This window comes from Caballeronia temeraria, assembly GCF_001544795.2.
Taxonomy (GTDB): Bacteria; Pseudomonadota; Gammaproteobacteria; order Burkholderiales; family Burkholderiaceae; genus Caballeronia; species Caballeronia temeraria.
This window is the reverse complement of the sequence record NZ_FCOI02000012.1, coordinates 74,135-94,857: the sequence shown is the minus strand read 5'-3', so window position 1 is coordinate 94,857 and position 20,723 is coordinate 74,135. Positions and strand designations below refer to the sequence as shown.

At 61.9% G+C, this 20,723-nt stretch carries 17 protein-coding genes; 7 read left to right on the top strand and 10 right to left on the bottom strand.

All coding sequences use genetic code 11. The annotated features are described in order from the left end of the window. Window positions 1–183 precede the first annotated feature (183 nt). The 5 genes from AWB76_RS18595 to AWB76_RS18575 all read right to left on the bottom strand — a co-directional run bounded on the left by AWB76_RS18595 (window position 184) and on the right by AWB76_RS18575 (window position 5,877). Entirely contained in the window at window positions 184–1,008 is an 825-nt protein-coding gene (locus tag AWB76_RS18595) for an IclR family transcriptional regulator (RefSeq protein WP_074171375.1), read from the bottom strand. A 9-nt stretch (window positions 1,009–1,017) separates the two neighbouring features. Further along, window positions 1,018–2,031 carry a phosphate acetyltransferase gene (gene pta / locus AWB76_RS18590; protein ID WP_061161608.1) on the bottom strand — a complete coding sequence of 338 codons (1,014 nt, stop codon included), beginning with the start codon at window positions 2,029–2,031 and terminating at the stop codon, window positions 1,018–1,020. Window positions 2,032–2,096: 65 nt separating this feature from the next. Beyond that, the gene (gene xsc, locus AWB76_RS18585) at window positions 2,097–3,863 is read right to left on the bottom strand and encodes a sulfoacetaldehyde acetyltransferase (RefSeq protein WP_096031325.1); all 1,767 of its coding nucleotides are present in this window, start codon (window positions 3,861–3,863) and stop codon (window positions 2,097–2,099) included. 294 nt (window positions 3,864–4,157) lie between these two features. Further along, window positions 4,158–5,006, bottom strand: coding sequence for an IclR family transcriptional regulator (locus AWB76_RS18580; protein ID WP_061161606.1), 849 nt, complete (start codon window positions 5,004–5,006; stop codon window positions 4,158–4,160). A 118-nt stretch (window positions 5,007–5,124) separates the two neighbouring features. Then, complete coding sequence (locus AWB76_RS18575; protein ID WP_061161719.1) at window positions 5,125–5,877, bottom strand: IclR family transcriptional regulator; 753 nt, start codon at window positions 5,875–5,877, stop codon at window positions 5,125–5,127. A 153-nt stretch (window positions 5,878–6,030) separates the two neighbouring features. Here AWB76_RS18575 and AWB76_RS18570 point away from each other — a divergent pair, with 153 nt between their 5' ends. Next, window positions 6,031–7,017, top strand: a complete 987-nt coding sequence (locus AWB76_RS18570) for an AAA family ATPase (protein WP_208606583.1) — start codon at window positions 6,031–6,033, stop codon at window positions 7,015–7,017. Beyond that, window positions 7,014–8,747, top strand: a complete 1,734-nt coding sequence (locus AWB76_RS18565; RefSeq protein ID WP_061161605.1) for a cobaltochelatase CobT-related protein — start codon at window positions 7,014–7,016, stop codon at window positions 8,745–8,747. Before AWB76_RS18570 ends, AWB76_RS18565 begins: the two co-directional genes overlap by 4 nt. Here AWB76_RS18565 and AWB76_RS18560 read toward each other — a convergent pair. Genes AWB76_RS18560 through AWB76_RS18545 form a run of 4 tightly spaced genes read right to left on the bottom strand, consistent with a single transcriptional unit; the run spans window position 8,694 to window position 12,908 of the window. Then, complete coding sequence (locus AWB76_RS18560; protein WP_244173396.1) at window positions 8,694–9,638, bottom strand: CobW family GTP-binding protein; 945 nt, start codon at window positions 9,636–9,638, stop codon at window positions 8,694–8,696. The genes AWB76_RS18565 and AWB76_RS18560 overlap by 54 nt on opposite strands. Then, window positions 9,635–11,287: an amidohydrolase gene (locus AWB76_RS18555; RefSeq protein ID WP_061161604.1), complete on the bottom strand. Its 1,653-nt coding sequence runs from the start codon at window positions 11,285–11,287 to the stop codon at window positions 9,635–9,637. The genes AWB76_RS18560 and AWB76_RS18555 overlap by 4 nt, the downstream gene beginning before the upstream one ends. Beyond that, the gene (locus tag AWB76_RS18550; protein ID WP_061161603.1) at window positions 11,284–12,687 is read right to left on the bottom strand and encodes a sodium:solute symporter family protein; all 1,404 of its coding nucleotides are present in this window, start codon (window positions 12,685–12,687) and stop codon (window positions 11,284–11,286) included. Before AWB76_RS18550 ends, AWB76_RS18555 begins: the two co-directional genes overlap by 4 nt. An 11-nt stretch (window positions 12,688–12,698) precedes the next feature. Then, window positions 12,699–12,908, bottom strand: coding sequence for a DUF3311 domain-containing protein (locus AWB76_RS18545; protein ID WP_061161602.1), 210 nt, complete (start codon window positions 12,906–12,908; stop codon window positions 12,699–12,701). 225 nt (window positions 12,909–13,133) lie between these two features. Between AWB76_RS18545 and AWB76_RS18540 the strand changes: the two genes are divergently transcribed. The 3 genes from AWB76_RS18540 to AWB76_RS18530 all read left to right on the top strand — a co-directional run bounded on the left by AWB76_RS18540 (window position 13,134) and on the right by AWB76_RS18530 (window position 16,518). Then, complete coding sequence (locus AWB76_RS18540; protein ID WP_061161601.1) at window positions 13,134–14,567, top strand: NAD(P)/FAD-dependent oxidoreductase; 1,434 nt, start codon at window positions 13,134–13,136, stop codon at window positions 14,565–14,567. A 43-nt stretch (window positions 14,568–14,610) separates the two neighbouring features. Further along, window positions 14,611–15,000, top strand: a complete 390-nt coding sequence (locus tag AWB76_RS18535; protein ID WP_061161600.1) for a nuclear transport factor 2 family protein — start codon at window positions 14,611–14,613, stop codon at window positions 14,998–15,000. A 78-nt stretch (window positions 15,001–15,078) separates the two neighbouring features. Further along, complete coding sequence (locus AWB76_RS18530; protein ID WP_061161599.1) at window positions 15,079–16,518, top strand: amino acid permease; 1,440 nt, start codon at window positions 15,079–15,081, stop codon at window positions 16,516–16,518. 43 nt (window positions 16,519–16,561) lie between these two features. Here the strand turns inward: AWB76_RS18530 and AWB76_RS18525 are convergent, their stop codons facing one another. Continuing rightward, on the bottom strand, window positions 16,562–17,323 hold the full coding sequence (locus AWB76_RS18525; RefSeq protein ID WP_061161716.1) for an IclR family transcriptional regulator: 762 nt from the start codon (window positions 17,321–17,323) through the stop codon (window positions 16,562–16,564). A 210-nt stretch (window positions 17,324–17,533) separates the two neighbouring features. On the opposite strand from AWB76_RS18525, the gene sauS reads away from it, so the two are divergent. After that, window positions 17,534–18,997: an acylating sulfoacetaldehyde dehydrogenase gene (gene sauS / locus AWB76_RS18520; protein WP_061161598.1), complete on the top strand. Its 1,464-nt coding sequence runs from the start codon at window positions 17,534–17,536 to the stop codon at window positions 18,995–18,997. Next, window positions 18,994–20,628, top strand: a complete 1,635-nt coding sequence (locus AWB76_RS18515) for an AMP-binding protein (RefSeq protein ID WP_061161597.1) — start codon at window positions 18,994–18,996, stop codon at window positions 20,626–20,628. The genes sauS and AWB76_RS18515 overlap by 4 nt, the downstream gene beginning before the upstream one ends. Window positions 20,629–20,723: the final 95 nt, after the last annotated feature.

The following is a 20,723-nucleotide window of genomic DNA, read 5'->3' as shown; positions in this document are numbered from 1 at the left end:
ATCGTTTCGTTTGCGTTTCGTTCAATGTGGAAGAAGCGGGCAAGGAAGCCAAGAGAAAAGCGCGGAAGCTCGCGAAAGTGAAACAGAAACTGCGAAATCCGATTCAGAAGCAGGAGCCGGATTCGGGTTGTCCCGGAGTCTGTTTTATTGATTCGGGATGCGAAATATTAATGTTGCGGTGCGTCAGAACGTAGCCGTCAGATCGGCGGCGGCTTCCTGCAAGCGCGGAACAAAAGTCAGCGCGCGCGACAACGCCATGCGCGATACCGGCGCGTGCACGGCGATGGCCGCGATGCATTTGCCGCGCGAATCCAGCACCGGCACGGCGACGCACGCGATGCCCAGCACGAATTCCTCGTTGTCGACGGCGATCCCTTTGTGCGCGATGCGATCCAGCTCCCCTTCGAGCAGATTCGGATCGTCGAGCGTATTGGGCGTGAAGCGTTCGAGCCGCATTGCGCGAACGAGTGCGCTGCGTTCGTCGCGCGGCATCATCGACAGAAGGAGCTTGCCGCTTGCGCTGCAATGCGCGGGGACGTGCGAACCGGGTTTGAGTTCGAGCCGCAACGCCCACGGCGATTCGCATCGGTCGAGATAAAGCACCTGCGTGTCGTGCAGCGTGCTGAGATTGCAGGTCTCGCCGAGATCGGCGACGAGACGTTCAAGAATGGCGTGGCGCTGGCGTCGCGCGCCGCTGTGTATCATCACGTCGACGCCGAGCCGTTCGAGACGCGGACCGATCACGTAGGCGTTTTTCTGGCCCGGCTCGCGCGCGACGAAGCCGCCCGCTTCGAGCGATTGCAACATGCGATGCAGCGACGCCTTCGGCTGCTCGATGATCGCGGCGAGTTCCGCGAGCGACAGCGCGCCCTTCGCCGCGACGAGATGTTCGAGCACGCTAAATGCGCGTAGCGTGGGCGTATCGGTGCGCGCGGCGCTTTCGACGAGCGGCGCGTTGTCCGTCGCTTCAGTCTGCGCGAATGCTTCTGTGTCGGCTCGCGTATCCATGATGCGCACTCATGCCGTGTGATGCCGCGCGGCCTGCGCCTGCACGCAGGTCACGGCGATCACGTGATAGATGTCGTCGGCGCTGCAACCGCGCGACAGATCGTTGGCGGGCTTCGCGAGCCCTTGCAGCAAGGGTCCGATGGCCTTCGCCCCACCGATGCGCTCCGCGAGCTTGTAGCCGATATTGCCCGCTTCCAGACTCGGGAAGATCAGCGTGTTCGCGTGTCCTTCGATTTGCGAGTGATGCACTTTTCGCATCGCGATTTCGGCGACGATCGCGGCGTCGAGCTGCACGTCGCCATCGATTGCGAGGCCCGGACGCGCTTCCTTCACGCGCCGCGTAGCATCGATAACCTTATCGACGGCCGCATGATGTGCGCTGCCGCTCGTCGAGAACGACAGCATCGCGACGCGCGCGTCCTCCATCAGCAGACTGCGCGCGCTGTCGGCGGCGGCCATCGCGATTTCGGCGAGCTGCTCGGCATTCGGTTCGACAACCAGCGCGCAATCGGAAAAGATGAGGCCGCCTTTCATCGTATGAAAGGGCTCGCAGAGCATCATCAAAAAGAAACTGGAAACGAGCTTGAATGAAGGGCGAATGCCGATGATCTGGATCGCGTTGCGTACGACGTCCGCCGTCGTATTGACCGCACCGGACACCGAGCCGTCAGCCTCGCCCGTGCGCACCATGAGATTGGCGAAGCACAGCGGATCGAGCACGGCGGCGCGCGCCTGATCGGCCGTCATGCCTTTCTTCTCGCGCAATGCGAAAAGCTCTTCTGCAAAGCGTTCGCCGAGCGTTGACTGAGACGGATCGATCACCTCGATGCCTTCGAGATCGATGCCCGCGCCATCCGCGACCTGATACGCACGCGCCTTCGCACCCACAAGCACGATGCGCGCGATGCCTTCCTCGTGCGCGCGTTGCGCAGCCTGAAGCACGCGCGTGTCTTCGGCTTCGGAGAGGACGATGCGCATCGGCAGGTCGCGAGCCTGATCGATGATGCGGTGCATGGCTTTCATGGCGGGCTCTTGGTGATCGGAAGAAAAACGCCGCTCTGGGGGCGCGGAGCGGCGTGGATAAGGACTTAGACGTAGTCCTTGTACTTGTCGAGCATGCGAACCGGCTTCGAGAGCGCATCGCGACGGAACGGATCGCCGAGCTCACGCGTACACATGATTTCGATGATCGTCGTCTTGCCGTGATTCATCTGCAGATCGATAGCCTTCTTCAGCGCCGGCCCCACATCTTCCAGCTTGTCGACGACGATGCCTTCCGCACCCATCGCCTTCGCGATCTCGGCGAAGCTTTGATTGTCGAGCTCGCCCGCGACGAAGCGGCGGTTGTAGAAGTCCACCTGATTCTTCTTCTCCGCGCCCCATTGACGGTTATGGAACACGACGGCCGTCACCGGAATGTTGTGGCGCACGCACGTCATGGTTTCCATCAGGCTCATGCCCCATGCGCCATCGCCCGCATACGAAACGGCCGGACGATGCGGCGCCGCCACCTTCGCACCGATGATCGTCGGGAACGCATAGCCGCAATTGCCCCAGCTCATCGCCGCGAAGAAGCTGCGCGGCTTGTTGAAGCGCAGATAGCTGTTCGCGACCGAGTTGATGTTGCCGATGTCCGTCGACACCATCACGTCTTCCGGCATCGCCTTTTCGAGTTCGCGCAACACCTGACGCGGATGCAGATACTGACCGCCGCTGAACGGCTTCTCGCCCTTCTGCTCTTCGATCATGTCGAGGCTGTATGCATCGCGCTCGTGGGTCCATTCATCGAGCTCCTTCTCCCACGCGGCCTTTTCATCGGCGATGGTTTTCGCGCGGGTATCCTTCGTCGCATCGCAATCGAGCTTGCGATCCGCGAGACGTTGCGTGAGCGCGATGGCGGTCGCTTTCGCATCGCCGCAAATGCCGACCGAAATCTTCTTCACGAGGCCGAGCATCTTGTGGTCCGCGTCGATCTGGATGACCTTCGCTTCCTTCGGCCAGTAGTCGAGACCGTGCTGCGGCAGCGTGCCGAACGGCCCGAGACGCGAGCCGAGCGCGATGACGACATCGGCTTGACTGAGCAGCTTCATCGCGGCCTTCGAGCCTTGATAGCCGAGCGGACCGCACCACAGCGGATGATTCGCAGGGAACGAGTCGTTATGCAGATAGCTGTTGACCACCGGTGCGCCCAGCCGCTCGGCGAGCGCCTTGCATTCCTCGATGGCATCGGACATGACGACGCCGCCGCCCGAGATGATGACGGGGAACTTGGCTTGCGCGAGCAGATCGGCGGCTTCGTTCAGGCTTTGATCGCCGCCGGGGCCGCGATCGAGACGCTGCGGCTTCGGGATTTCGACCTTGACCTGGCCGTAAAAGTAGTCGCGCGGAATGTTGAGCTGCGTTGGGCCCATCTCCGACATCGCACGGTCGAAGCAGCGCGCGGTGAATTCGGCCATGCGCGCCGGATGCGTCACGTGACCCTGATACTTCGTGAATTCCTGGAACATCGGCAGTTGCTTCGCTTCCTGGAAACCGCCGAGGCCGATGCCCATCGTGCCGGCTTCCGGCGTGACGATCACAACCGGGCTGTGCGCCCAGTACGCCGCCGCGATAGCCGTCACGGCATTGCTGATGCCGGGGCCGTTCTGACCGATCACGACGCCGTGACGGCCCGACACGCGCGAATAACCGTCGGCCATATGGCCCGCGCCTTGTTCGTGCACGACAGGAATCAGGCGGATGCCGGCGGGCGCGAAGATGTCCATCGCATCCATGAACGCCGAACCCATGATGCCGAACATCTCGGTCACGCCGTTGGCGGCGAGCGTTTCGACGAATGCTTCGGACGGGGTCATCGCCTGCGGACCGGCGGGCGCCGCTGCGGTGGCGGCGAGTGTGGTCTTGGAGGGACGTGCTTGGTCGTGCTCGCTCATGAGTGTCTCCGGATGAAAATAAAACGGAACGTTTGGTTCCGAAATCTGTATCGTGGACCTATCGTAGAGCGAGCCAGTTTCGGCGTCAACCTATTTTCCAAATAAACGGAATGAAACGTCTCTAAAAAAATCTGAACTTTAGGGGTGTCGAGACGATGAATCGCCGCCGCTGCCCGTGCGGCGGGCCTCGGCGCGAAGTTTGCGGAAAGGAAGGCGCTAGCGCGCGGCGGGACGATGACGCGACATGAGCGTCAGACCATCGGATGTATCGATGAGCGTGGCGAGTTTGACGGCCGTTTCGCGCAATTGCGGAACGGCCTGAAGCAGATCGTTCAGGTTCGCGCGGGCCGTGGGCGCATGCGCGGCGAGGCAGGCGAGCGCGCGTCCGGTCGCGGGGTCGATGATGGGTACCGCGGCCGCCACCATCCCCAGCACGAACTCTTCGTTATCGATGCCGATTCCGCGCGCGGCAAGCCGGTCGAGTTCGGCTTCCAGCAAGGACCGGTCGGTCAGCGTGCGGTTTGTCCTTTTCGTGAGCGTGAGGCGGCCGAGAATCTGGCGCCGCTCGGCGAGCGACATCTGCGACAGAAACAGCTTGCCGCTCGCGGTGCAGTGCAGCGGCACGCGCATGCCGGCTTGCATGTGCAGGCGCAGCGGCTCGGCTGTCTCGACGCGTTCTATATAAAGGACCGTATCGCCATCGAGCGCGGTGAGATTGCAGCTTTCGCCGATCACGTCGACGAGCGAGCGCAGAAGCGAGCGGCACGCGCGCGTGAACGAATTGTTGGCGAGCGTGGCGAGCGCAAGCTGGGCGGCGCGCGGCCCGAGTGCGATGCCGCGATCGGTGCCGCGCGAGTCGGGCATATGCGTGACATAGCCTTGCGCTTCGAGCGAATCGATCAGTCGAAGCAGCGTCGCCTTCGGAATGCGCACGCGCGCGGCGAGTTGCGACAGCGTGTACGCATGGCCGGCGGCGGCCAGTTGTTCGAGCACGGCAAGCGGACGAAGCGTCCGCGCTTCATCGCCGACATGCTCGGCGGGATCGAGATGTGTGACGTCGCGCATTAACCGGAATCGGAACAGTTGGTTTCGGATTACGGCTACTTTACGACGATAAGGCGCCGCTACGCCACAATTTTCGGAACGGGCGGTTGCGTTTTTATCCGGAATGGCGTCGCGCTATTCAGAATGTCTTGCCCAGCTCCGCCGCGGCTTCTTTCAGACGCGGCACCATTTCCAGCGCGCGTGAAAGCGGTGTGCGCGACACCGGCGCGTGAACCGCGATCGCCGCGATGCATGTGCCGTGCGCATCCGAAATCGGCGCCGCGGCGCATACGATGCCCTGCACGAACTCCTCGTTATCGATCGCCACGCCCTTCTTGGCGATGCGATCCAGCTCCGCCTCCAGCATCTCCGTGTCGGTGATCGTGTTGGCGGTGTAGCGCTCCAGCTTCATCGCACGAACGAGCGCATTGCGCTCCTCGCGCGGCTGCAAGGCGAGCAGCAGCTTGCCGCTCGCACTACACCACACGGGCACGTGCGAACCGGGTTTCAGGTCGAGGCGCAGCGGCCAGGGCGCTTCCACGCGATCGAGATACAACACTTCGTTCTCGTGCAGCATCGTGAGATTGCAGGTTTCGCCGAGATCGGAGACGAGCCGCGTGAGGATTGCGTGACGCAGCCGCCGCGCGCCCGCGTGCGTCATCACATTGAGTCCCAATTGGGCGAGGCGTGGGCCGACGACATACGCGTTTCTGTCGCCGGGCTCGCGGATCACGAGACCGCCCGCTTCGAGCGACGCGAGCATCCGGTGCAGCGAAGGCTTCGGCATGCCGATGTCGTCGGCCATGTCGGTCAGCGACACGGGAGTGCCCGCTTGCACCAGGTATTCCAGCAGTGCGAAGGCTCGCAGCGTAGGCGTGTCGGGCTTGTCCATCGGCATGATTTCCATATGAATTCGTTCGACATTATTTTAATTGAGGTACCGATCATCGCCCCATAGGCCGTTTGGATAAAAATAAGCGAAATGATTTGTTCCGGAAAAAGATAATTGCTATCCTGAGGGCAACGTTACAGGAGACGAAGCCTCATGATGCGCGAGCAATGGTTGGACGAGCCGGATCGGAAAGTGTCCGTGCGCACGCTTTTCGGAATCGATACGGATCTGGAGGTTTCCGCGTTCAGCACGCGCGATCCGCACGTTCCGGAAATCGACGAGGCGTATCGCTTCAATCCGGAGGTCACGCTGGCGATTCTCGCCGGCTTTGCGTTCAACCGGCGCGTGATGGTGCAGGGGCTGCACGGCACGGGCAAGTCGACGCACATCGAACAGGTGGCGGCGCGGCTGAACTGGCCCTGCATGCGCGTGAATCTCGACGGCCACGTGAGCCGGCTCGATCTCGTCGGCAAGGACGCGATCGTCGTACGCGACGACATGCAGGTCACGGAGTTTCAGGAAGGCATCGTGCCGTGGGCGCTGCAACGTCCGGTTGCGCTCGTCTTCGATGAATACGACGCCGGCCGCCCCGACGTGATGTTCGTGATTCAACGAATTCTGGAACGCGACGGCAGCTTCACGCTGCTCGACCAGAATCGCGTGATCCAGCCGCATCGCTTTTTTCGTCTGTTCGCGACGACGAACACGATCGGCCTCGGAAACCTGAACGGCATGTATCACGGCACGCAGATGCTGAACCATGCGCAGATCGACCGATGGAACGTCGTCGCGACGCTCAACTATCTGTCGCGCGAGGAAGAGGCGCGCATCGTGCTCGCGCGCGTGCCGCAACTCGACGACGATATGGGCCGCGCGCTCGTCGATTCGATGGTGAGCATGGCGGGACTCACGCGTCGCGGCTTCGAGGCGGGCGATCTGTCGACGCTGATGTCGCCGCGCACCGTCATCAGCTGGGCGGAAAATTGCGAAGTGTTCGGCGATGCGAAACTCGCGCTGCGTCTCACTTTTCTGAACAAATGCGACGAAGCGGAACGTCCTATCGTCGCGGAATATTTTCAGCGCGCGTTCGGCGATGAACTGGACACGCCGTCGCAATGGCATGACGAGTCGGCGAGATGAACGACTCGCGTGAACTCGCGCGGCGCGATGCGCTCTGCGCCGCGACCGTGCGCGCATTGACCGGCGACGACGCGTTGCATTATCGCGGCGGCAGACTGTATCGTCATTTGCGCCCGGTGCCGTTGCATGCGCCTCATCTGCGCGGCGAGCGCAGGGACGCGGAAGACATCGATTCCACACGCGGTGCCGCCGATGCGTCCGCGTTGCGCATCGCATATTCGGACGCCACGCTGCACCGCGAATATGCGCCCGACGATTCTGTCGCGCGCATGGTCTTCGACATGCTCGAACAATTGCGCTGCGAAACGCTTGCGCCGTCAGGCATGGAAGGCGTGACGCGTAATGTGCATCATCGATTCGATGCGTGGTCGCTTGCATGCTATGAATCCGGCTTGCTCGACAGCGATATCGGCCTGCTGATCTACACCGTTGCGCAAATGGCCGAATCGCGTCTTTCGGGCCGTGCCGTGCTCGAGCAAACCGAAGGTCTTATCGAAGCGACGCGTGCCGCGCTCGCGCCATCGCTTGGACATGCGCTTGCAGGCATGCGCCGGCATTGCGACGATCAGCGGGCATTCGCGCTTCATGCACTGGATATCGCGCGACAGATAGGCGAGAGGGTGCAGGAAGTGCGTCACGCTTTCGTCGAAAACGATTCATCCGACGACGACGACGATGAACAAGCCGCGCGCACGATGCTCGGCACGTGGTTCGATATCGAGGATGAAGAAGGCGACGTCGAACGGCTCGTGCTTACAGCCAGCGGCGAGAGCAGCGCGCGCGAGGCTTCGGGCGAGGACTATCGCGTGTTCACCACGCGTTACGACAAGACCATTCGCCCGGCGACGATGATTCGCGCCGCATTGCTGCGCGAATTTCGCGAGCGGCTGGACGATCTGATCGCCGCGCGGCATATCAACGTGCCACGTCTCGCGCGCATTCTGCAAGCATCGATCACGGTGCCGCGCCGCGATGGCTGGTCCTTCGGCGAGGAAGAGGGGCGCATCGACGGGCGTCGGCTTGCGCAAGTCGTAACGTCGCCGGATGAGCGGCGCGTCTTCAGGCGCGAGCGCGAACGTCCGCATGCGGATTGCGCGGTGAGCTTTCTCATCGACTGCTCGGGATCGATGAAGGCGAGCATCGAGCCGGTCGCGGTGATGATCGACGTGCTCGTGCGCGCGCTTGGCATGACGGGTGTCGCGACGGAAGTGCTCGGCTTCACGACCGGCGCATGGAATGGCGGACGCGCGAAGCTCGACTGGATCGCGAAGGGCAGGCTGAAGTATCCAGGCCGGCTCAATGAAGCGTGCAACATGATTTTCAAGGAAGGCGATGCGAGCTGGCGCGCGGCGCGAGGCGATATCGCGGCGCTATTCAAGGCCGATCTCTTTCGCGAAGGTATCGATGGCGAAGCCTTGGACTGGGCGTGTTCGCGGCTCTATGCGCGTAATGAAGCGCGCCGCATCGTCGTGGTCATCTCCGATGGCAGCCCGATGGACAGCGCCACCGCGCAAGCCAACGACCCGAACTATCTCGATCAGCACTTGAGAGAAGTCGTGGAGAAGCACGACGCGGCGGGAAGAGTGGAGGTGCTCGGACTTGGCGTCGGACTGGATTTGAGTCCGTACTATCGGCATCACTTCGCGGTGGATCTCTCCGTCCCGCCTGATATGACGCTATTCGCGAAGCTCGCTGCATGGCTCGGTGCGCGGCGCAGAGGCAGAACTTAATGCGCGATGGATGTCGTCGCGTTCAAATATGCCTATGAAGACGATGCTCGTTTCGATGAGATCACGGCATGGCGTTATATGCCAGCGCTTGCCGACGACATGAATCTCGGCACACGTCCCGTCGATGAATCGCACGAAGCCCTTCGCGCGCAGGAGCCGATCGCTGAATGACGCGCATGCCGCCTTCAGTGAACGCCGGTCGAAGCGATCATCGGAGTGAAATGAAAAACTAGTCAGCCCAGCCGGAAACTGATTCGCATACCTTAACGTATGTGGCGATTTCCTTTCGAGCAATGATGACTCATCGCCGAAGAAAAGCGCATTGGGCACCTCGCCCCGATCGCCTTCGAACACGATACGCGTATGCGCAATGTCCATCACGCGTGCTCGTGCAGTTCGAGCTCTTTCGCTGCCGAGAAGATCGGTCTTGGTCAGCACGATCGATGTCGCGCCTTCGATCTGCCGTAGCGCGATATCGCCGATATAGGCATCCGCGAGCGTCTCTTCGATGTTCTCCGCATCCACCGCAACGACGATACCCTGCAGCCGGAACGCACGATCGAGCATGCCGACCTGCGCGATGCGCACAGGATCGGATACGCCGCTCGCCTCGATCACGAGCAAGTCGGGGCGCACATCGCGCGCGCCGATCTCGATCAGCGTCTCCATCAGCTTGCCGCCGATCGAACAGCAGACGCAGCCGTTCTCCAGCCCGATTACATCGTCGGTGCGTTCACGAATCAGCGCGGCATCGATATTGATCGAACCAAAATCGTTGACGAGCACGGTGACGCGACGGCCATCGGTGTTGGTCAGGAGCGCGTTGATCATCGTCGTCTTGCCCGCGCCGAGATAGCCGCCGATGACGACGAGCGGGATCGGCGTCATCATGCCGGCGCCTGATATATGCGTCCGCCGAGAATCGTGCCCCACACGCGCAGTTCGCCGAGACGTTCGGCGGGAATGTTGCTGGGATCTTCATCGAGCACAGCGAAGTCGGCGAATTTACCTACTTCGATGCTGCCGATCACATCGTCCATGCCGATCGTATAAGCCGCGCCGAGCGTGATTGCGCGCAGCGCGGCGGGCACGCTCAAGCGCTCCGCTTCACCGAGCACACGCCCCGATGCAGTCTGACGTTGCACCGCGCACCACGCCGTGAACAGCGGATTGAGTTGCGTGATCGGCGCATCGGAATGCAGGCCGAACGTGATGCCGAGTTCGTCGGCCGTGCCCGCGGCGTTCATGCGGTTCGCGCGGTCGGCGCCCATCGTTTGCGCGTAGTGCGCGTCGCCCCAATAGTAGATGTGGTTCGAGAAGAAGTTCACGCACATGCCGAGGCGCGCGGCGCGTTCGAGTTGTCTTCTGTCGGCCATCTGGCAGTGCTGCAATGTATGCCGATGATCCGACCGCGGATGCTTGTTCAGAATGGTTTCGATGGCATCCAGTACGAGCTCCGTGGCTTCATCGCCGTTCGTGTGGATGTGCAGTTGCAGCCCCGCGAGATGAAAGGGCAGGAAAGTAACAACGAACTGCGCGGGCGGGATCAGCCATAAGCCGTTGGGCCGGCCGTTCACGTATCCTGGCCAGCGCAGGCGCGCGGTGAAGCCTTGGATCGAGCCATCGACGATGAACTTCACAGGACCAAAGCGCAGCTTGTCCGAGTTGAGCTCGATCGCATCGAGCACGCGCGAAGGTCCGCCTTCCGGATTGCGTTGCGGCCCGAACGCGGGCACGAGGCGAATCGGAAAGCGTGTATCGCGCGTCACTTCCACGAGATTGCGCATACCCGTGTCGGAGAGATCATTGAGCAAGTCGGTGGCCGTCGTGACGCCCGCGAGTTGCGCGACCTTGCCGAAGTCGCGAATGGCATCGGGGTTGTCGCTCGCAGAGAGCGAAAGCTTCGCGCCGATCACGCGATACACCGGGAACATCGCCGCGAACTCCTGCAACTCGCCCGTGAGCCTGCCGCTGTCGTCCTTCACGATGCCGTCGACGTCCGTATCTTCGTCGATGCCGGCGAGCGCGAGCATCGGCGTATTCACGTTCATCAGATGCACGCTTGCATGCAGGATCGCGATGGGGCGCGTCGCCGATACACGATCGAGTTGCGATACCGTGAGGCGCTCGCTGCCGAAGAAAATCGGATCGAAGCCCCAGGCAAGCAACGGCGCGTTGTCGTCGTCCAGTTTGCGTTCTGCTTCCTGCAAGCGTTCGATGACCGCATCGAGCGATTTCAGTCCCGGCCAGCGCGTGCCATCGGGTCCGCGACGCTCGTAATAGCCGACATAGACCGCGCTCCACATCGCGCCTTCCATCAGATGCGAATGGCCTTCGACAAGTCCAGGCATCAGCACCTTGTCGACGAAAGTCGTGTCGGGTTCGGCGCCGGTCCATTGGCGCATGTCGTCGAGCGTGCCGACCGAAAGAATCTTGCCGTCGCGAATCGCGACGTGTGTCGCGAGCGGCTCGCGCGGATTCATCGTCAGAATCTTGCGTGCGACGAGCACTTTCACTGCATGGTTGTCGGTCTGAGTCATGAGTCGTTCGAGTGGATCAGGTCAGCATGAACGTGCTTGCGGCCCGCGCTCGGATTGGCGAGAAACACGACCAGCACATTCACCGCGAGACAGATGAGGCCGATATTGATTCCGGCGATATCGACATGGAAGACGTACAGGATGACCGCGAGCACTTGTCCCACGAGCAGTCCCGATGCAATCGCACGCGCGCCCACGCGCAAGCCGAGCACGATCGCGATGACGCCCGGGAAGTACTTCGTCACGCCGTAATACGTCATGTTGATGAGCGTGAGCATGAGGTTGGGCGTGGCGAGCGTCATGCCGATGGAGAGCAGCAGATAAAGCCCGATCACCACTTTAGCGCTGGCCTTCTGACGCGTCTCCGGCATGTTCGGCAGCAGATTGCGCGTGACGACAGGCCCGATCGCGAGACAGATGCCCGCGAGCACGAGCAGGCCCGAAAGCGACGCGCCCGCTGCGACGAGGCCGACGAGCCATGACGGCAACAGATGCACGACGGCGGTAAAGAACGCTTCGTTAGGCGACGCGAGCGGCACGTTCTGCGCGATCGCGTAATACGACGCGACCACGAGAAACGGATACATCAGCATATAAAGCGGCATCACGACTTGCGACCGGCGGATCGTATTCGCGCTCTTCGCGGTGAAGAAGTTCTGAATCGCGAAGGGCATCACGTAGAAGCCGAGCGACTGAAAGAGCATCGTGCTCATCGAGAACGTGAGCTGATGCGCGCTCATCGCATTCGATACATGCTGGCTCGCGGCCCTGAAGACCGGTTCGACGCCCGCTTCCCACGCCACCGCGACGCCCGTGACCACGATTGCGGCGACCATCAGGATGTCCTTCAGAATCGCGATATACGCCGATGCCCGCACGCCCGCGATCGCGATATACGTGAACGCGAGCAGCGCGGAAATCATGATGAGAAACACGGGATTCAGGTTCCAGCCGAGACCTTTTAGTGCAGCGACGAGTCCGGTGAACTGCAACTGGCCCCACGGCAGCAGAAAGATCAGCGCGGAAATCGCTACGATCAGTTCGAGCGCGCGGCTCGAGAAATGTCCCTTGAAGAGATCGGGCAATGTGATCGCGTTATAGCGTTGACCCGCCTCCCAGATTTTCGGGCCGATGAAATAGCCGATCGGATACGCGAGCAGGATATAGCCGAGAAACCACACGCCATACGTCGGCCCTTTCGCATAAATGCCGCCGGGAAAGCCGACCATCGTGCCGATGCTGTAAATCTCGCCTGCCGCGAGAAAGAAGACGAGCCATGCGCCGAACTGACGCGACGCGACGAAGAAGTCGTGCACGCTTTGCGAGCCGCGCCCCTTGCCGGCCCGCAGCGCGAGCCACAGCGACAGCGCGATGAAACCCAGAAATACCGTGGAAGCCATGCCATGTCTCCTTATGCGCCGTGCGTATCGAGGCGTTCCGCTTTTTTATCGAAAAGCATCCAGCAAACCTGGAGACAGACCGAGGTCAGCACGAACCAGCCGAAAATCCACGCATAAATAAACGGAACGCCGAGCACATAAATGTCCTTGGACGCGGCCCACGGCAACAATCCGATGACGCCGGCAAAAGGCAAACCGAGTCCGATCAACAGCTTCAGCATGGCTTACTCCGTATGACGATTGGCCCGCGCGAGGCATGCGATGCGCGAGTGAAGAGAGGAATCTGCCCAGTATGACCAGACAAAATCCGCAGGTCGTAGTGCCAGAAAGGACCAATCGCTAGGGCCAGCGGGGACCGCGTTCTGGCACTAACGATGGTTCCGGCGTGGCTCTAAGCGGCGCATGAAGTTCGGTGCAGTATGAAGGTACTTTCCAAGGAGTTATCGGTGGCTACTCTCGACTACGTTGCGCCGGCCTTTCGTGGCGCGTGCGCCCCATACGATCCACTCTACGACCCGCTCGTTTCGCCCATCGGACGCCAGGCGATGGACTATGCGCCGACCTATTGGGTGGCCACCGCCGGCGAGCCGCCCGAAGACGACGGCCCCTTGCCCGGCGATGCCGATGTCGACGTGCTGATCGTCGGCTCGGGATTCACCGGTCTGTCGACGGCGCTCTTTCTGGCGCGGGAGCATGGCATTCGCGCGACCATCGTCGATGCGAATCGCACCGCGTGGGGCTGCACGAGCCGCAATGGCGGCCAGGGGCAGAATGCGAGCGGCCGGCTCTATCGCTCGCAATGGATCGAGCGTTGGGGAAAGCAGACCGCGCTCAAGCTCGACGCCGAAATCCGCGAAGGCTTCGACACGTTCAAGCAGCTGATCGGCGAGTTCGCATGCGATCCGCAACCGGGCGGGCATCTTTACATCGCGCATCGGGCACGCAAGATGGACTTTCTCGCGAACGAATGCAAGGTGATGCGCGATGTATTCGGCTACGACACGCGCATGCTGAGCGCGAAGGAAGTGGCGCAATCGTATGTCGACGATCGCGAAAGTTGCGGCGCGCTGCTGGAACCGGATGGCATCGGCGTTCATCCGCTCAAGCTCGCGTTCGGCTATATGCGCATGGCGCGCTCGCTCGGCGTGAAGGTGCATCCGAGCACGCCGGTGCTCAACGTCGAGACGATTCGCGGCGTGCATCACGTGCATACGCCACGTGGCGTGATTCGCGCGAAGGCAGTCGCATTCGCGACGGGCGGCTATACGCGCAACGACATGCATCGCGCGCTGTCCGCGAAGATCATGCCGATTCTGTCGAACTCGCTCGTCACGCGGCCGCTCACGCAGGAAGAACTCGCATCGACCAATTTCCTCTCGCGACAGGTCATCACCGATACGCGCACGTTGCGCTTCTACTATCGCCTGTTGCCGGACAACCGCGTGCAGATCGGCAGCCGCAGCGCGATCACCGGCGCGGATGCCGCGAATCCCCGTCACATGGAAGTGCTCATCGAGGGATTGCATCGCAAGTTCCCGTCGCTGAAGGGCATTCGCATCGATTACTCGTGGTGGGGCTGGGTCGATGTCAGTCACGACATGATGCCGCGCGTCGCGCAGCCCGATCCGCAGCAGAGCATCTTTTATGCAGTCGGTTACGGCGGCAATGGTGTGTCGTTCTCCGCGCATGCGGGGCGGCGCATGGCCGAGCGCGTCGCGGGAAAATGGCAACACAGTCGCGACGATCTGCCGATCTACGACTCCGCGCTCGAATATCCGAACGTCATGGGCATGGTTCGATGGAAAGGCTTCGCGCCGTTCCGTCGCGTCGGTCAGCGGTTTCTGTATCACAAGTATCTGGCGCAGGACGAAAAGCGCTGAACCCGGCTTCAACTCTTTAGCAACGCACTGAAAATATCGACACATGAGCACTCAAACGAATCAGGATTACATTGCCCTCTTGCAGACATTCAACGATGCATGGAATCGCCACGATATCGATGCATTGATGAATTGCATGGCGGAAGAATGCGTTTTTCACGGCGTGGCCGGACCCGATGCACTGGGCCGCACATTCAAGGGCCGCGACGAAGTGCGCAAGGGCTTCACGCTCGCGTGGGAAACGTTCCCGGACGCATCGTGGAATGAAGGCGAGCACTTCGTGAGCGGTGAACGCGGCGTATCGGAATCGACGTTTCGCGGCACCAAGGCGGACGGCTCGCGCATCGAGGCGCGCATGGTGGACGTCTTCACTTTCCGCGACGGCAAGATCGCGGTGAAGAACGCCTATCGCAAGGATCGTCCGGCGCTTTGAAGCATCATTGAACGAACGCCTCGACCCGCTGGCAACGAATCGGCGGGCGGCGCATCGATTTAGGAATCAGGAGACGACATGCAATCGAGTACGGAGCACAGCGATCTCAAGTGTGGCCTCAAGCAGCGCCACATGACGATGATCGCATTGGGCGGCGTCATAGGCGCCGGACTTTTCGTCGGTAGCGGTGTGGTGATCCAGCAGGCCGGTCCCGCCGCGATTCTTTCGTTCCTCATCACGGGCGGCCTCGTGGTTCTCGTCATGCGCATGCTCGGCGAGATGGCCTGCGCGATGCCCGCCGTCGGCTCGTTCTATGAATATGCGCGCCTCGCGTTCCAGACGCAGCGCGGGCCGGGCCGTCTCGCCGGCTTTCTGACGGGCTGGATGTACTGGTACTTCTGGGTCATCGTGATCGCGCTCGAAGCAGTGGCGGGCGCTAAGCTCGTGCAGTTCTGGATACCCGACGTGCCTGCCTGGATCATCAGTCTCGTATTGCTCGTCGTGCTCACGCTCACCAATCTCATTTCAGTAGGCAGCTACGGCGAGTTCGAGTTCTGGTTCTCGTCGATCAAGGTGGGCGCGATCATCGTCTTCCTGTTCCTCGGCGGCCTGTATGTGTGCGGCTTCTGGCCCGCATCGATGCACACGACCGATGTCGCCACCACGTTCCTCGGGCACGGCGGTTTCATGCCGAAGGGCATCGGACCGGTGATGACGGGCGCGGTCGCGGCGACTGGCTTCTACTTCGGCGCGGAGATCGTCACGATCGCGGCGGCGGAAGCGAAAGAACCGGCGAAGGCCGTCGCCAAGGCGACCAATTCGGTCATCACGCGGGTGCTCGTGTTCTATGTCGGCTCGGTGGCGCTCGTCGTTGCGCTCGTGCCGTGGAACTCGCATCAGATGGCGACGCCTTATGTCAGCGCGCTCGAAGTGATGGGCATGCCTGCCGCGGCCAACGTGATGAACGCGATCGTGCTGACCGCTGTATTGTCCGCGCTCAACTCGGGCCTTTACGCAGCATCGCGGATGCTGTTCGCACTGACGCGTCATGGCGATGCGCCGCTCGGTCTCGCGAAGGTCAACAAGCGCGGCGTGCCGACGCGCGCCATTCTGCTCGGCACCGTGTTCGGCTATGTGTCGGTGGTGATGTCGTATGTATCGCCGGATACGGTGTTCGCGTTCCTCGTCAATTCGTACGGCACGGTGGCAATCTTCGTGTACTTGCTCATCGCGTTCTCGCAACTGCGTCTGCGTGGCCGCATGACGAGCTTCGAAGTCGGTGACCTGCGCGTACGCATGTGGGGATTTCCCTATCTCACGTGGCTCGCGATCTTCGGGATGATGGCGATTCTTATCGCAATGGCGTTCATTCCCGATCAACGCAAGCCGCTGTGGCTCGGCGTAGCGAGCCTCGGCATTCTGATCGTCGCGTATATGGTGTTCAAGCGTGGCCGAAAGGAAGTCGACGTCGAAGAGCAGGAGCATTCGACGCAGCGTCTGCAAACCGTCGAACGATAAGCGTTGAAGATAAGGCCGGTTTGCTGCATCGCAAACCGGCTTTTCATTCCTTGAAGGTCTTGGCGGTTTCTTCCGCGGTGCGCCGCAGGTCGGGCTCGAATGCAAGCAACTGATCGAGCGCGACGCGTCCGACAGGCGCCTGAATCGCGATTGCCGCGCACGCGCGATTGCGATCGAGCATCACCGGCACCGCAATCGCAACGAGTCCCTGCAAATGCTCCTGGTTGTTGATGGCGAGCATGCGGCGGCGCGTCAATGCAAGCTCTTTGCGCAACGCATCACGATCGGTGATCGTGCGCTCCGAATAAGAGCGCAATGGTAGGCGCTCGATCATGCGCTCGCGCCGTTCCTTCGGTAAGAAACTCAACAACAGCTTGCCACTCGCGGAGCAATGCAGCGGCACATGTGAGCCGGGCTGCAAGTGCATGCGCAAGGGCCAGCCCGTTTCGACGCGATCCACATACACGACGTCGTTGCCCGCGAGCATCGTCAGATTGCAGGTCTCGCCGACGCGCGTGACCAGTTGTTCGAGCAGCGCATGACGCGCCGCAGCGGGCCCCGCGTGCATCAGCACGTTGATGGCGAGCGTACGCACGCGCGCCGAGCATTCATAGAGCTTGTCGCTGGCGCCACGCGTGACGAGCCATGCATCCATCAGTTGCACGAGGATGCGGTGCACGGTCTGCTTCGGCAGGCCCAGCGCATCGACGAGCTCGGTCATCGAGAGTGGACGATTCGCTTCGGCGAGCGTTTCGAGCACGCGGAACGCGCGCACGGCGGCGGCATTCGATTGGTTCGACGTCACGTTGCTTGTCTCCGTCTGCTTACTTTTCGCTTTGATTTCATTGTGCGTCGAAAACACCGGTTTTCGGGACTCTGGAAAGTCCCGAAAAGTTAAATTTCCGACGCTGGTGTTTTCGCTGCATGCGTTAGTCCAGAAAACGGGACCGCGCGAGGGACGCGGCTGACTAGATTGGATAGCAGATTCAATCTTCCAACAGCCGAGGTTTATCGCATGAATCACATGGCAAGCGGCGCAACGCTCGCGCGTCCCGGCGACAATGCGTCGAATACACCAGAACCCGATGTGGAGCGTACCGTCGCGGCGCTCGTGGCGCGGGCACGTGCCGCGCAGCAACGCTTCGAGCGGGCGGGGCAGGAGACGCTCGATACCGCTGCGGCGGCCGCGGCATGGGCCATCATGGAGCCGCAGCGCAACCGCCGACTCGCGGACCTGGCCGTGCACGACACGGGCCTCGGCAATGCCGACGACAAGTTCCGCAAGAACCATCGCAAGACGCTCGGCCTGCTGCGCGATCTTCACGGCGTCGCGACGACGGGCGTGATTGTGCGCGATGAGGAATACGGCATCGTTGAGATTGCGCGCGCTGTTGGCGTGGTGGCTGCGATCACGCCATCGACGAATCCGGCCGCGACGCCCGCCAACAAGATCATCAATGCGCTCAAGTGCGGCAATGCGGTCATCGTCGCGCCTTCGCCGAAGGGCTATTCGTCGTGCGCGTTGCTCATCGACTTCATTCACGCCGAATTCGCCAAGGCGGGTCTCGATCCCGATCTCGTGCAGATGCTGCCGCATCCGATCGGCAAAGCGGCTACCGCTGCGTTGATGAAACTCGCCGATCTCGTCGTCGCCACGGGCTCGCAGGCGAACGTGCGCATGGCTTATACGAGCGGCACGCCGGCATTCGGTGTGGGCGCGGGCAATGTCGCGTCGATCGTCACGGCGAACGCCAATGCCGATGACGCAGCGCGCAAGATCGCCGTGTCCAAGACCTTCGACAACGCGACGAGCTGTTCTTCGGAGAACAGCGTCGTGATCGATGAAGCGATCTACACGCGCATGCTCGATGCGTTGACGAGGCAAGGCGGCGTGCTGCTCGATGCCGCGCAAAAGGCGCAACTTCAGGCGGCGATGTGGCACGACGGCAAGCTCTCGGCGCGCTGCACCGCGCGTTCGGCTGCGGCTATCGCGGCTGAGGCCGGCCTCGACGATATCGCCGCGCGCGAGCCGAAGTTCCTGATGGTCGAAGAAATCGGCTACGGCGCCGAGCATCCGTTCTCCGGCGAGAAGCTTTCGCCCGTGTTGACGGTGTATCGCGCGCGCGGCATCGACGACGCTATCGATATCGTGCGCGGCATCTACGGCTACATGGGCGCGGGCCATTCGGTCGGCGTGCACGGCGCGGACGACGCGCTCGCCGTCACGCTCGGCACGCAATTGCCGGTGGCGCGCGTGATCGTCGATCAGGCGCATTGCCTGGCAACCGGCGGCAACTTCGACAACGGCCTGCCGTTCTCGCTTTCGATGGGCTGCGGCACGTGGGGCGGCAACAATTTCTCGTCGAATCTCGGGTATCGGCAATACCTGAATGTGACGCGCGTCGCGTACCCGATCGCGGAGCGCGTGCCGGACGTCGATTCGCTGCTCGGCGATTACTTCCGGAGGATCGGACGATGAGCGCGCTGCCCGATCGAATCGTTTCGTCCGATCGCGCGCCCTTCGATGCGTCGACGTTGCGCGCATTGATCGACGCGCGCGCCGAGCACGCGCCCGATAAGTCCTTTCTGTTGTCCGTCGCGGGAGACGATGTACTGACTTTCGGCGCATTGCGCGACGCATGTATCGCGCTGGAAGCACGTTTCGATGCAGCGGGTCTGCGCCCCGGCGATGTCGTGTCGGTTTTCATGGGCAACGGCATCCAGACGGCGCGGCTGTTGCTCGCGGCGATGTACAGCGGCCTCGTCGCGAATCCGTTGAATCTCTTGTGCCAGCCTTCCCAGGTGCGCTACATCGTCGAGCATTCGGAGACGCGCGCGATCTTCGTCGCGGACGATACGCACGACATCATCGTCGAAGCGATCGACGTGTTGCGTCGAGAAGGCATGGAGCGCGAGATCGCGGTGGTGCGCACATCGCCCGATGCAAACGAGTTGCCCGATATCCCGACGCTTTCTCCGCGCGCCATACCGCTCGTGCGCGATGAAACACCCGGCACGCATATCGTCGCGAGCGACGCGGGCGCGATGAATTCCGGCGATACCGCGCTGCTCATGTACACGTCGGGCACGACGGGCGCGCCCAAAGGCGTGCTGCTGAGTCATCGCAGCCTGCTCGCCAACATGCGCAACATCACTGCGGAACATCGGCTGTCCGGCGATGATCGCGTGCTTGTATCGCTGCCGCTTTATCACATCAACGGTCTCGTCGTCGCGTTGCTGACGCCGCTCTGGCACGGCGGTTCGGCGGTGATGGCGCCGCGCTTTTCGGCGCGCACGTTCTGGAACGAGGCATCGCAATCCGGATGCACGTGGATCAACGTGGTGCCGACGATCGTTGCTTATCTGCTGAATGGAGAGGCCACGCAGGGCTGCGATATCTCCGCGCTGAAGTTCTGCCGCAGCGCGTCGGCGGCTTTGCCTGCGGATCATCATCGCGCGTTCGAGGAGCGCTTCGGCATCGGCGTCATAGAAACGATGGGGATGACGGAGACTGCCGCGCCGATATTCAGTAATCCGTATGAACAATCGATGAGACGCATCGGCAGCATCGGCTTGCCTTCTGGCGGCGACGCGAAGATTGTCGACATCGACGGACGCGAATGTGCGCCCAACGAAACTGGCGAACTCGTGCTGCGCGGCGAGCAGGTGATGAGCGGCTATTTCAAGCGCCCGGAAGAAACGCGCAACGCCTTTACCGCGGATGGATGGCTGCGCACCGGCGATCTCGGCTATCGCGACGAGGCGGGCTTCTTTTACATCAACGGCCGCGCGAAGGAACTGATCATCAAGGGCGGCGAGAACATTGCGCCGCGCGAGATCGACGAAGCGCTGCTGCGTCATCCCGGCGTGCTCGAAGCGGCCGCGGTCGGCGTGCCCGATGCAGCGTATGGACAGGACATCGTCGCCTACATCGTGCCGGCGGGCGGCGCAGCGTCGCTCGATGTGGCCGAACTGCGCGCGCACTGTCTGCGCGAGCTGGGCCGTTACAAGACGCCGCGTGAATTCCGCTTCACCGATGCATTGCCGCGCGGTCCATCAGGCAAGGTGCAGCGCCTGAAGCTTGTGCAGAGTCCGCAACCTGCGGGATAAAGCGACGCGGGTTCGATGGGACAGCTTGATATTCCACATCAGATGGACATAGGAAGGAGACACCGTGAACAAGCAACGTCAGCGCGTGAAGACGC

What these genes read in the sequence shown, in the direction of transcription:
- AWB76_RS18595 (WP_074171375.1), bottom strand. Translation starts at nt 1,008, where the DNA reads ATGGATACGCGAGCCGACACAGAAGCATTCGCGCAGACTGAAGCGACG.
- pta (WP_061161608.1), bottom strand. Translation starts at nt 2,031, where the DNA reads ATGAAAGCCATGCACCGCATCATCGATCAGGCTCGCGACCTGCCGATG.
- xsc (WP_096031325.1), bottom strand. Translation starts at nt 3,863, where the DNA reads ATGACCCCGTCCGAAGCATTCGTCGAAACGCTCGCCGCCAACGGCGTG.
- AWB76_RS18580 (WP_061161606.1), bottom strand. Translation starts at nt 5,006, where the DNA reads ATGCGCGACGTCACACATCTCGATCCCGCCGAGCATGTCGGCGATGAA.
- AWB76_RS18575 (WP_061161719.1), bottom strand. Translation starts at nt 5,877, where the DNA reads ATGGACAAGCCCGACACGCCTACGCTGCGAGCCTTCGCACTGCTGGAA.
- AWB76_RS18570 (WP_208606583.1), top strand. Translation starts at nt 6,031, where the DNA reads ATGATGCGCGAGCAATGGTTGGACGAGCCGGATCGGAAAGTGTCCGTG.
- AWB76_RS18565 (WP_061161605.1), top strand. Translation starts at nt 7,014, where the DNA reads ATGAACGACTCGCGTGAACTCGCGCGGCGCGATGCGCTCTGCGCCGCG.
- AWB76_RS18560 (WP_244173396.1), bottom strand. Translation starts at nt 9,638, where the DNA reads ATGATGACGCCGATCCCGCTCGTCGTCATCGGCGGCTATCTCGGCGCG.
- AWB76_RS18555 (WP_061161604.1), bottom strand. Translation starts at nt 11,287, where the DNA reads ATGACTCAGACCGACAACCATGCAGTGAAAGTGCTCGTCGCACGCAAG.
- AWB76_RS18550 (WP_061161603.1), bottom strand. Translation starts at nt 12,687, where the DNA reads ATGGCTTCCACGGTATTTCTGGGTTTCATCGCGCTGTCGCTGTGGCTC.
- AWB76_RS18545 (WP_061161602.1), bottom strand. Translation starts at nt 12,908, where the DNA reads ATGCTGAAGCTGTTGATCGGACTCGGTTTGCCTTTTGCCGGCGTCATC.
- AWB76_RS18535 (WP_061161600.1), top strand. Translation starts at nt 14,611, where the DNA reads ATGAGCACTCAAACGAATCAGGATTACATTGCCCTCTTGCAGACATTC.
- AWB76_RS18530 (WP_061161599.1), top strand. Translation starts at nt 15,079, where the DNA reads ATGCAATCGAGTACGGAGCACAGCGATCTCAAGTGTGGCCTCAAGCAG.
- sauS (WP_061161598.1), top strand. Translation starts at nt 17,534, where the DNA reads ATGAATCACATGGCAAGCGGCGCAACGCTCGCGCGTCCCGGCGACAAT.
- AWB76_RS18515 (WP_061161597.1), top strand. Translation starts at nt 18,994, where the DNA reads ATGAGCGCGCTGCCCGATCGAATCGTTTCGTCCGATCGCGCGCCCTTC.